At 39.2% G+C, this 13,093-nt stretch carries 6 protein-coding genes; all 6 read right to left on the reverse strand.

Features of this window, described 5'->3' with window-relative positions:
* Positions 1 to 191 precede the first annotated feature (191 nt).
* Positions 192 to 7,229, reverse strand: coding sequence for a cell surface protein SprA (gene sprA, locus QF004_RS13735; protein WP_373456913.1), 7,038 nt, complete (start codon positions 7,227 to 7,229; stop codon positions 192 to 194).
* A 48-nt stretch (positions 7,230 to 7,277) separates the two neighbouring features.
* Positions 7,278 to 7,862, reverse strand: coding sequence for a Holliday junction branch migration protein RuvA (ruvA, locus tag QF004_RS13740; RefSeq protein ID WP_133439717.1), 585 nt, complete (start codon positions 7,860 to 7,862; stop codon positions 7,278 to 7,280).
* A gap of 41 nt (positions 7,863 to 7,903) precedes the next feature.
* Positions 7,904 to 10,189 (reverse strand): NADP-dependent malic enzyme, encoded by a 2,286-nt coding sequence (locus tag QF004_RS13745; protein ID WP_307427419.1) that lies wholly within the window; start codon positions 10,187 to 10,189, stop codon positions 7,904 to 7,906.
* 83 nt (positions 10,190 to 10,272) lie between these two features.
* Positions 10,273 to 11,133, reverse strand: a complete 861-nt coding sequence (locus tag QF004_RS13750) for a BadF/BadG/BcrA/BcrD ATPase family protein (protein ID WP_307427422.1) — start codon at positions 11,131 to 11,133, stop codon at positions 10,273 to 10,275.
* A 151-nt stretch (positions 11,134 to 11,284) separates the two neighbouring features.
* Entirely contained in the window at positions 11,285 to 11,521 is a 237-nt protein-coding gene (locus QF004_RS13755; protein ID WP_282904690.1) for a NifU family protein, read from the reverse strand.
* A 95-nt stretch (positions 11,522 to 11,616) separates the two neighbouring features.
* Entirely contained in the window at positions 11,617 to 12,720 is a 1,104-nt protein-coding gene (locus tag QF004_RS13760; RefSeq protein WP_133439713.1) for an Mrp/NBP35 family ATP-binding protein, read from the reverse strand.
* Positions 12,721 to 13,093 lie beyond the last annotated feature (373 nt).

Raw genomic sequence — 13,093 nt, forward strand, 5'->3', positions numbered from 1 at the left:
ATTTGTTCTTGTGTAAAGTTCATAAGTCTGTACGTTTATTTGTTGTAATTTAAAAATACAACTTTTTACTTTACACACTTTTTTAGTACAGTATCCCCAATACCTTTAAATGTAATTTAAGAACGGTTTTAATTCTAAACAAAAAAACTCAGAATTGAAATCCTGAGTTTTAATTTTAGCTTAAAAATTGATTAGAAACCGCTGCTTCCACCAAAGGTAAATGTTGCCGTTAAACCTGCCCGAACTGTTGAAAGCGGGAAGGCGGTAGAAATTTTATATTTCGTCATCAACTGATCGTAGAAGAATCGGATATTGAAATTCTGGGACATATTATAATCTGCAGATAATTTTACACTCATCAATTTCTGTCCTCCGGTGATCTGCGAATCATCCTGTAAAATATTGGTGATTCTGGTTTGGCTGTCTCTTAAAGAGAAATCTCCACGGATGTTCAAATCACTTTTAATGGTTCTTTCTTTTCCTTTGAAGTTCATCTTCATTTTTAAATCTTTCAGAATATATCCAAATCCAAGAATGTATTCTTTGCCCATATCTTCCGTTAAAGTATGGTTTACCAATCCCAACATCAGTAAGCGGTCGATATTATACTGCGCCCGGAACTGCATGTTGTTTCTCATCGTAACATCGGCTCCGATTAATGGTGCAAACGCTTCTACATAACCGACCTGAGAGAAAGTGTAAGGATTATAAATATCACCGAACGCATCTCTGTCTGAAGCTCCGTTCTTCTGAACATTAAAATAATCAATACTCGACTGGATTCCCGACGCCGTATAGGTAGAAGTGTAACCGTGGAGAATATCAAACTTAGAAAACTGACTGTTAACCAACGGGATGTTTTTCAAACCGGAATAAATTACCCTCCAGTTCGGAAGTGGGAATCCTGATTTCTTGGCGTCCGTCATTCCGGTTGGTGTTTTCCCTTCCACTGCTGCCTGGAACGCCGGTACCAAAACGTAGGCATTGGCTAAAGAATGTCCGTCTGTAAATCCATTGGAATCAAGAGTCCCGCCCATTTGTTGAGAAATGATTCTTGCATTCGAAATGATATTGTCGTAAATATTTTTACCATCGGTAAATGAAGTTCCGAAAGTCCACGCTGTTCTGGAATAAGTAATCATCTCGGTTGCAAAGGCAAAATCATGATTTGGATACGCTAAGTTTTGTCTTACGTTGTAGCCTGACTGCGTGAAATTACTGGTATAATTTTTTAAGAAATTAATATCAATTCTAAATTCATTCACCGGCACGATCTGCACGTTCGCCAGGAAATTCTGGTTTTTCATCTGAACATAAGGATCGGTCATATAATCTGAATCAGAAATCCAGCCGCGCTCCAAAACCGTTCTGCGGATATCTGCCTGCGAACCTAAAAGGAAACCGTAAGTTGGCCCGCCCAGAGTTTGCCCGTAACCGTACCAATTTGGCGCAGACAGCAATCCCGGCAGCACGGTACCGTTATTTTCATTATAAGAAACATCCATTTGCTTGATTGAAGTTAATGCATAAGCAATACTCTGCATCGGATTCAGTTTATTTTTGAATTTATAGCTCTTGAAGGTTTTTTTCTGATTGGTCTTTTGCCATGCCAAATTGTACACATTATTCAGGGAATCTATTTCCTGTTTGCGCTTCTGCATCTTCATACTGATGTTTTGGAAATACTTGAATTTTCCAAAGAATTTCGGCACATCAACGGCGGAAGTCGCAATGATATTACTGGTGTTTTGGCCAATACTTCCCAAACTTTCTGAACGGTTGGTTTCCGGATTTACGAAACTGGTCATCACCGTACTTCTGGCATTCCAGTTATAGGTAAAGCCGTAGCCTAATTCAGCATTAATAAAATCCAGATAAGGTAAATATTCAAATGGCAATCTGTAATTCAGCTGAACGCGGTGGTTGTATAAAACAGGGCGGCCTGCTCTGAAAGGATCCGCAAAAATCGATTTGTTGTTCATATCATAAACACTCAAATTGTCATTTAAAGTTCGCATAGAAGAATTAATTTCCAACTTCAGTGATTTGGTAAAATTAAATCCTAAACCGTATTGCCAGCCGAAATAGAAGTTTCTGTTTCTAATGACATCAAAGTCCTGACCAGCATTTCCACCAAGAATAGCATCGATATTTCTAAACTCCAATTCGTTATAATTACGGTCAATTTCTGTTCTGAAAGATAATCTTGTTGGTACAGGATTAATGTTCACTTCTTTCAGCCATCTTAAATACTTATAAGATTTCGCGGTATCGCTCACTATTTTATTAAACGGCCTGATGACAAATGGCTTGAAAGAATAATTGTAATCTGCGTATCCTCTCAAATATTGCCTGTAATTCTTCTTGGTATAAACATCGCGGTAATAGTCGTCATTATAAATAGCAGTTACCGACACGTTTTCTACGTCGTAGAACTTCGCTTTTTTGTTTGGATTCATCCGGTCTTTACGCATATTCACCACGCCCAAACTTCTTTGCTGCGTATAGGTTCTCGCTACTTTTTTCAGTTCTTCTCTGTTCGGCGCATTTTCGAAAGTCACATCATTATCCAGTGGATTATACTTCGGATCCTCGATGGTTTGCGTGTACGAATAGTTTACCGGAATTTTCAAACCTGTTTTTTCCGGCAAGAATTTATCAACATTTACAGTGGTATTAATGCTGTATGCAGAATGTTCCGCCTGCGATCTTTCAGAAGGTTTTTCTGCAATTCCACCGAAGCCGATTGTTGAATAGGAAGCATTCGCATTGACCAAAGCAAAATCTCCGAGGTTGAAATTCACGCTTGCATTTCCGGCATAACCGCCTTTATTTTCAATCTCCGAGAGACGGATTTCATCAACCCATAAAACCACTTCTTTATTGATCAGGGTATTTTTATTTCGGACTCCCAGCATAATCGTGGTCACATTCCCTAAACTTGGGCGACCTTTGATATAGATTTTTTTGTTGGGATCCTGCACACCATATTCCACATCTTCACGACGGATATCTATTCCCGATGGGAAATTCTGATCTCTTCTTAATTTCGCATCCACAAAATGCTGAATGGCAAGATTTACTGTATTTTCAGTTGGCCAAATTTCCAGGGGTGACCTTGCGTTTTTAGAGGTGTATTTTAAAGATGCTTCGTATTCATAATAGTTATCAGTGGCATCGCTTCCGAAACGGATAAAGAATTTTGCATCTTCATCATAGTCCGAAGAATTTACATTTTTCAAATCTTCAGCGTGAACGAATAATTCTAAATTTTTGTAACGGCGCATATCCAACGCTACATTCTTGAAAACTCCACGGGAAGAATTTTTCTCCAATGGCTGCGCTTTCATATATAATGATGCTTCGTTTTGTCTTTGTGCACCGGCATTTCCGCTAAGAATCTGTCTTTCGATTCCCGGAGGAAGCACATAAGGAGGTTCGTTTAAACCATTTTCTTCTAAATTTACACTTCCGACATCCAAATTCTGATCAGTCACAAAATTAGTTCCTTCATCAGAATCATTGAGATTGGTTGCTATATTTTTGGTGTATTTTCTCCAGTCGCTTCGCACCAAATCCAAGGTTCCGAAACGGATGGTTGAAGCCTGGTCAAATCCTGTCAGTAGCATTCTGGCATAACGGACATTATTTAAAATAGAAGGATCAGCCTCCCCACCAGCACTTGAAGGATCAAACTGCGCCACAGGAACACGGAATAAAAACCACTTATTTTTTCCGGTTTGCCCGTTCTGGAATTTAGCTTCTACTTCTTTAACATCAACTATAAAATTCTCGCCCAACACCATTTTGTTCTTGTCAAGTTCTATAGTATATTGGTTGTAATTTTCATTTTGATCTAAATTATAATCACGGTTGATGTCCTCGGCATCCGGCATTTGAGTTGCAACTTCCAAAGTATTGCTTTTCGAATTGCCTTCCGGCCCGCGGAAATATTTATAACGCTCCGTTAAAGAAGACGCTTGATTTCCCTGGAATTTATCCGACAGATAAAACACGAAATCATCGGAAGCAGGATCCAAAACATTGGTCACCGGATTCACGTAATTGGTTCCGAACTTCGCAGCTTCACCTTCAGCATCTAAACCGTCATATCCTAAATCCTGTGCGGCTCTGTCTTCATTTTCTGAAGAGAAAGCGTAAAGAACCGGAAACTGACTTGGCTGAATTCCCCAGTTAGTAGTCGTGGTATTTGCCGGAGTTGTCGGCGTTGGCAATCCGTTTTCATACTGAAGTTTGCCGTCTTTCAAAACATCTTCAGAAACATTTCCTAAGTGTAAAAGTAATTTCGGATTAGTCCCCAAGGGATTTCCATCAGCATGCGGATCCATCATCCAGAATTCTACATATTCAATATTGGAATTCACAAAATTAGAAACCGAAACCGGTCTCATTAAACCTGCCCATCTTTCCTTTGTCGTTTCTATATTTTTATTGATGTTATAAGGCCCTCTTTCATTCGGGAAATAACTGATATCAAAAGTATTGGTGTATAGCTGTTCACCTGCTACGAAATCTCTGCTGTTGTACAGTTCCGACATTTGAACCCGCCGTGAAGCATGATTGGAAACTGCTGCAGCATTAATTCCGTTCGGAGCTTTACCGCCAATTCCGTAAAATCTCGGGTCGATGTTATACCAGGTCAACAATCCTCTACCGTTTCCGGAAGCAAGATCGTCATTTAAACCTCCATTTAAAAAGAAAGGTTCAGGATTTTTTTCCGGCTTTGAAGCCAAACTCCACATCGCCGGTTCTTTCAATGAGATCTTGGATGTACTCTGTTCGAAATCATCGAGATATGACTGGTCGCCAATTCCTTTATTCTGTCCCGGAATAAGATAAGCACCTTCGGCAAGGAAACTCAGATTCGACGGCGCTTCTGTATTTACAAAAGGAATTTTATCGGTTAATCTGGTCAAAAACGGCAATTCATTATTATATAAAATATTGAATCCTGCCATGGTATTATTCACCGCTTCCTGGCCAAAGTTTACTTTCTGTGTTAATGGAGTTTCGGCATAATTAACAACAGTTGCACCTACGGTAAGGTGTTCATTGAATTTTCTTTCTAGGTTTAAACCTAAAAATCTTTTTCTTTGGGTATTAAAAATCAATTGATTTTCCAGAGAAATACTTACCGCCTGACCGGATTGTTTCACCGTTTCATTAATAATATTTACCGATCCCAACATGTAATCTACCGTATAATCTACCCCTTCCTGAAGTTGCACACCGTTGGCAGAAACTTTTACAGAACCTTGCGGAACATTGATCGCGCCAAGAGAAATCCCGGAACCCTGCGTTCCTTTAAACCGACCTTCCATCGTGTAACGCAGCGCCAAATTGCTTTGAGAAGCCACCTGTTTCTGTTGGTCGTATAATTCATTAAAAACAAATTTTGGATCACTAGTTCCCAAGATATTTTGCAGATAAGCACCGAAAGGTTTTGCTTTGGTGAAAATCACTTTTCCATTTTCAGGATCCACCGTTATTCCCGGCACGAAATCGAAAATACCGTCGCCGGTTTCTCCGCCACCTTCCTGTAAATCGTTATTCATATTCAAACGGTCCCAGTTGAACAGTTTCAAAAGATTAGGATTAACCTGCGTTGTTGGGGAATTAACGGTTGTTGGCAGATAATTTACCTTTCCGCCATTTTGCGGATCACGGTAATACACATTTAATAAAAAACCGTCCGGATTGATTTGATTCGTATTTAATGGATAAATATTCTTCATCATCAAATCCCACATGGGCGAAGTGGTTTTTACGGTACTGTTCGGTTTCAAAACTTTGGTGATCAAAACCGGACTTTCTTCTGAAAACTCTCCGACTTTGTATACCTTATTATCACCATTCAACGTAAAACTGTAAGAAACCGCCAAAAGCTGGTTGTCATTTAATCTTTGATTAAGCGACATATATCCCAGTTGCGGATTAAATGCAAACTCGTTTGGATTTAATTTTCGGGCTTTTCTGTTGAAAATATATTGCTCTCCGTCAGCATACGCTTCCGGTGAACCGTTTGCATTGGGGAAAAGCTGACCTTTGATGATATTTCCATAATCTGTTCCTGCATCTCTGGGAATCCCAATAGCAGCGGAAATGCTTTGATACAAATTATTTTGAGAATTATCCGGATAACCGGAAATCCCTTCACCCAAATCCCGAATTCCCAAAATCCCTTTTTGATCCTGAAGATTTCCTGAACCCTGGTCCAAAACCCAGGCTTCAATTCTGGTAATGCTGATTCTTGAATTAATCTGTGGATAATTGAGAAGTGCTTTGTCGTAGTTATTTAGGAAATAATGGTCTAAATAATAATGCTGATTATCTTCATAATCAATTGCATTCAATTTAAAGGAATTCATTACACCGCCACCTTGTGCGACGATGGTCCGGGCCTCACCCTGCTGTTGGGAAAACACCAAAGTTCCGTACGTTTTACCTAACTGGAATTCGGTCTTTAAACCAAACAAAGATTCTGACCCGCGAATTAAATTGGTAGAAAGCGGCATATTCACATTTCCGAATTCTACTCTTTTTATAATTTTATCCTCGCCGCCAGTGGTTTTATCTGTGAGACCTTTTGACTGTAAATCTTTCCACGATCCTTTTGCCTGCCAAACCAGATTCATCCTGTTCTCAAAAGCGAAACCACTTTGGGTATCGTAGTTGGCTTTAAGCTGCAGGTTCTCACCAACCTTACCGATTAATCCCATTTGAATTCTCTGCTGGATATCAACGGCGAAATTGGTTCTGTTCTGAGGTAAAATTAAAGGATTGTCGATTTTCTGGTAAAGGCCCCCAATATCGAATGAGGCGAAACCTTGCGGAATAATTTCGATTTTATTACCTCCGAATATACTCTCGAAAATTTTATTTTTAATATCAACACTTGGGAGCAGTCCTTTTTTAATGGCTTCGGTTTGGTCTTTTCTGTAACCTACAGCATTAGTGGCAGATTTTTCTTTGTAATATTCACTCAACTGATTCTTGAGCATGTACTGATGATATTCCGCAGAGGTCATAGACATGGGATTTCCGACGACTGTATTTCCTATTTTGGGATAAAGGATGTACATCCCGCTTGACACGTCATAAAACGCATCATACCGCATCGGATTAGGCAAAGAAAAATCGGTCCTAACTGATGAACTGTCGCTGGGCTTCTGTTGCGCAAAAATGCTGACAAATGAGAAACACGTCAAAACAAAAATTAAAAATCTATGCTTAAAAAAACTGTTCTTCTCCAAATGTTAAATATTTTTTAAAATTTGCTTCACCAGATCTTCTACCCGAAGATCAGGATTCTGCTTTAGAATTCGGTCTGCCATTTTCTCACTCATCTTCCTGGAAATTCCCAAAACCTCTAATGCAGATAACGATTCTTCTTTCACTTTATTATTCACAAATATAGAAATATTTTCATCGGAACTGCTGAATTTTTGGACTTTGTCTCTCAAGTCGACAACGATCCTTTCCGCAGTTTTCACACCGATTCCTTTTACTTTTTGTAACAGGGCGCTGTTGTTTGAAAGAATGCCTGCCGCAATCTCTGTAAGGGACAAAGAAGAAAGCATAATCAGGGCAGAAACCGGTCCCACTCCATTAACGCTTATTAACAGATTAAACATTTCTTTTTCTAAAATTGTGTTAAAACCGAAAAGCAGATTGGCATCTTCGCGGATAATCTGTTGAATGTTTAAAAAGGTTTCTTTTCCTAACACTAATTTCTCGGAAGTTTGCAAACTGACCCCAACTAAATATCCAACTCCCTGTACATCAATTACTATGGAAGTTGGATTAAGTTGTTGAACAATTCCTTTTAAAGAATAAATCATTTTGTGTTTTTTATACTGAAGTTTATAGTTTTGATGAAAATTTATTTCTTTTCTCTCATCTGGGCATCCAGAACAGCGATGGTCGCCAGATTCACGATTTCATCTACACTGGCGCGCATCTGCAATACGTGAACCGGTTGTTTCAGCCCCATCAAAATAGGACCCACTACCTGTGCCACTTTCATTCCGCGGATAATTTTGTAGGACAGGTTGGCACTTTCAAGATTAGGGAATACAAATACATTCGCCGGCGTAGTCCCCAGTTTGGAAAACGGATAATCTGAAAGATGATCAGCATCCATTGCAAAATCAGGCTGTATTTCACCGTCCACAATCATGTTCGGGTATTTTTCATGAAGCATGGAAACCGCTTTCGCTACTTTTTTCGAAGTCTCGGAGATTCCTGCAAAATTTTCAAAAGACAGCATCGCGATTCTTGGCTCGATGGCAAAAGATTTCACCACCATTTCCGACATTTTTGCAATGTTAACCAAATCTTCAGAGGTAGGATTCTGAATAATCGAAGTATCGGCAAAGAAAATAGGTTTTTTCTCGGTGAGAATCATCATCATCGATGATACTTTGTCAACGCCTTTTTCTTTTTCAATGACCTCTAACACCGGTCTCAGCGTTGACGAATAATTCTTGGAGAAACCGACAATCAAAGCATCGGTATCACCGTTTTTCAGCATCAACGGACCGAAATAATCTCTCTGACGGACATATCTTTTAGCTTTATATTCGTTCATGCCTTTTCGCTGACGGAGTTTCCAAAGCGATTCGCGGTACGTTTTACGGTTTTCTTCCTGATCGTCATCTGCAGGATCCACAATCGGAACATTCAGTTCAATCCCGAATTTCTTCATCTGTTCCCGAATGTATTTTTTATCACCCAACAGAATCGGTTGTGCAATTCCTTCTTCATAAAGAATTTGCGCTGCTTTCAGAACGTTGTATTCTTCGGCATTTCCGAGAGTCACTCTTTTCGGATTGGCTTTTGCGCGGTTCTGCATCATTCGGATGAGTTTTTCGTCACGGCCCATTCTGTCCAAAAGCGTATTTTCGTATTCGTCGAAATCTTCAATCGGTTTACCCGCAATTCCACTGTCCATAGCGGCTTGGGCTACTGCTTTTGAAACTCGCGTAATCAGTCGGTTATCAAAAGGTTTTGGAATGAAATATTCGCGGCCAAAACTCAAATTCTTTAGGTTATAGGTCAGAATAACCGCTTCAGGAACGGGTTCTTTGGCCAGATTTGCAATAGCATGAACTGCCGCCAGTTTCATGGCTTCATTTATTCCAGTCGCCTGAACATCCAGCGCGCCACGGAAAATATATGGGAATCCTAAAACGTTATTCACCTGATTAGGATAATCACTTCTACCCGTTGCCATGATGGTGTCTTTTCTGGTTTCCATGGCCAGATCATATTCAATTTCGGGGTTTGGATTTGCCAAACCAAAAACCACAGGATTGTCTGCCATGGTCAAAAGCATTTCCGCCGTCATGACATCTGCTTTGGAAAGTCCGATGAAAACGTCTGCACCTTGTAACGCATCTGCTAAGGTTTCGATTTCGGTATTGGCAACAAAATCGAGTTTTTCCGGAGTTAAATTTTCTCTTTTATGGTTGATGACTCCTTTGGAATCGCACATCAGCACATTTTCCTTTTTCAGACCGAGTTCCAGATAGAGTTTGGTACAGGCAATTGCCGCAGCTCCCGCGCCATTAACAACTACTTTTACCTCACCTATATTTTTACCCGCGATTTCAAGGGCGTTTAATAATGCCGCAGCAGAAATAATCGCAGTTCCGTGCTGATCATCGTGCATCAACGGAATATTCAGTTCTTCTTTTAATCTCTGTTCGATGTAAAATGCTTCCGGAGCCTTGATGTCTTCCAGATTGATTCCGCCAAATGTTGGGGCAATTCCTTTAACGATTTCGATGAATTTATCAGGATCTTTTTCATCAATTTCAATATCAAAAACATTAATGTCGGCAAAGATTTTAAACAAAAGCCCTTTTCCCTCCATCACCGGTTTTGAAGCTTCTGCACCGATATCACCCAATCCCAAAACAGCCGTTCCGTTTGAGATTACTGCTACTAAATTTCCTTTGCCGGTGTATTCGTAAGCTAATTTTGGATCTCTTTCAATTTCCAAACAAGGGATAGCGACTCCCGGAGAATAAGCAAGAGACAAATCTCTTTGTGAAGTATGTGGTTTGGATGGAATTACTTCAATTTTCCCTTTTGGCTCAACGCTATGATAATCAAGTGCTGCCTGGTTAAAGTTTTTTTCGTCTCTATTATTTTTACTGGACATAATATATTGATTTTATATAAAGGTACGAAACCTCTATTGATGTATGTTTTAAATAGTTTCTATTAATACGGTCTGAAGAAAAATCAGTCGAGGTTTAAGATGTATTTCTTATGATAACCGACCAGACTTTCAATTGGTTTCTGAACCACTTTTCCGATGTTTAAATTAAGTTCGGCGGCGGCGGCGCGCAGAATATCTTCATAAATATAAGCAATATAACCAATGAAATTAATTTCAGTTTCTCCTGATTCCGGATAAGGCAAAACCTGGTAATCCAGAAAATTTTTCATTTCGTCGAAAACCATATTTTGAAAGTAAGGATGGCTTTTATGGTCCGCAATAAATTTATTGAATTCTCCCAAGTACGCATTGGCCCGCGGGTTATGGTACATCATTCGGATGGCTTCTTCAATTGTGAGATTATAAGTTTTATTAAACTCGCGCTCTAAATCCGCCGGCAGTTTTTTCATAAAAAACCGACGCAGCAAATGTTTTCCTAAAGCACTTCCGCTTCCTTCATCACCAATTAAAAAACCGAGAGAAGGCAAATCTACCCTAATCTTTTCGCCATCAAAGAAGCAGGAATTAGAGCCTGTTCCCAAAATGCAAACGATTGCCGGTTTGCCATTGTAGGCGGCATAAGCAGCGGCGGTTAAATCTTCTTTGATCCGAACCTCTGCCTGCGGAAAAGCTTTTACAAACTCATTTTCCACTTTTTTTACATTGGCGGGAGTCCCACAACCTGATCCATAAAAAAACACTTTTTCGATGTGGTTTTTCACAAAAAACAAGTCTTGGTTTTTATCGATTTCCTGGCCGATAAAATCGGGATTTATAATATTGGGATTAAAGCCCAAAGTTGTTGTTTTCAAATGGGGCTTCCCGGAATTATCGAGGATCACCCAATCACATTTGGTAGAACCGCCGTCTATTATGGCAATCATATAATAATCGTTTAATCTGCTAAAATATTAATTTAATTTCAATCCATTTTAGATTTAAAGAAATAATTGATTTTAAAGCTGCGAAGAGCTTTTCAAATAAAAAACGGACAAAAGCCCGTTTCCTGATTGTATCAAATCTTTTTATTTAAAATCACTCTATTGCCAACACTTCCAGAATTTCCGGAGCAAATTGTTTTACCGTGGTTTCCACGCCCAACTTCATGGTAGAAAAACTCATTGGGCAACCGTTGCAGTTCCCGTGAAGCTTCACCAAAACTGTTTGCCCCTGCACATCGATGAGTTCGATATCGCCGCCATCTTTATTCAGAAACGGACGAATACTTTCGAGGGCATCCATCACTTTGGTTACTGTTTCTTCGTGTTTCATTTCTTTGTTCATCGTTTTAAATCATGATTTGTTATTGTAAACCACCCGTCAAAATTTTTTTAATATTTTTTTTGACACTCCGGATTATAGTTTCCCTATTTTTTTGGAGAACAACCTGCCATGGTCGTGATTTTTACTGCTTCCGTTGCGGGAAGGTTTTTATTTCTTTCGACCAGACTTTCAATCATATTCTGAGTGGTCTTCATATAAATTTCAGCAATCGCCGAACCGTCCTGCAAAGCAGCAGGTCTGCCAACATCACCGGCTTCACGGATACTTTGAATTAAAGGAATTTCGCCTAAAACAGGAATTCCTAAATCTTCTGCCAAATACTGTGCTCCCTGATTTCCAAAAATATAATATTTATTATCTGGTAATTCTTCAGGGGTAAAATACGCCATATTTTCGATTAAACCTAAAACTGGGATATTAATGCTTTCCATTTGGAACATTGCAATTCCTTTTCTCACATCGGCAAGCGCAACATGTTGTGGAGTACTTACGATAACCGCTCCTGTTACAGGTACTTCCTGAATAATCGACAAGTGAATATCGCCTGTTCCCGGAGGCAAATCGACTAAAAGAAAATCCAGTTCTCCCCAAGCCGCATCACGAATCATTTGATTCAACGCTTTCGAAGCCATCGGTCCGCGCCACACTACCGCCTGATTAGCACCTGAGAAATAGCCGATAGACAACATTTTGACACCGTAGTTTTCAACGGGTTTCATTAAATTTTTACCGTCGATTTCTACGGAGATTGGTTTTGCGCCTTCGGTATCAAACATCGTCGGAACAGACGGCCCGTAAATATCAGCATCTAAGATCCCGACTTTGAAACCCATTTTCGCTAAAGTTACCGCGATGTTTGCTGCAACCGTAGATTTCCCAACACCTCCTTTACCGGAAGCAATTGCGATAATATTCTGAATGCCTTTAATCTGCTTTCCTTTGATCTGACTTTGTTGAATTTCAGACGGTTCGGGAGAGGCAATTTTTAATTTCAGAACGATTTCCTCACCGAATTCAGAAGCGAAAGCCTGTTTCATAGCAGCTTCTAATTTTTTCTTTTCGTGCATTGCCGGTGAATGCGCAGTCATATCGATATATACATCGTTCCCCATTACCTGGAAATTCTGAACCAAATCATCTACTTCTATTTCTTTCAGAAATGCCTGAACTTTATCTTTTGTCAACATAATTCTATATAATAAATTGAGCGTCAAATTTACGCAAATTTTTGTTATTTAGAATCAGTAAAAGTTATGATAAATGTTTGATTCCGAAAACAGAACTTTATGAAAAAGCAAAGGTAATTAAAGCATGTCTTTCAAATATTAACTTTTTTATAAGACACGCCTTAAATACTTGAGGTTGGAAGAATATTATTATTTTTTTAATATAGATCTCACTTAATTTGACCAAAATATTTTTGCATAAACACAACTTTTGCTACTGATCCCTTTCTTTTATATTTGGTAGTGTCTTAAAAAGTGTGTAAAAAAAATGTTGTCGTTGTTGTTGATTTGGTTTAGAAATGTGGGTAACTTTAAGCGAAGCGTAAAAAAGTTA

It is taken from the genome of Chryseobacterium sp. MDT2-18, assembly GCF_030815285.1.
Classification (GTDB): Bacteria; Bacteroidota; Bacteroidia; order Flavobacteriales; family Weeksellaceae; genus Kaistella; species Kaistella salivictor.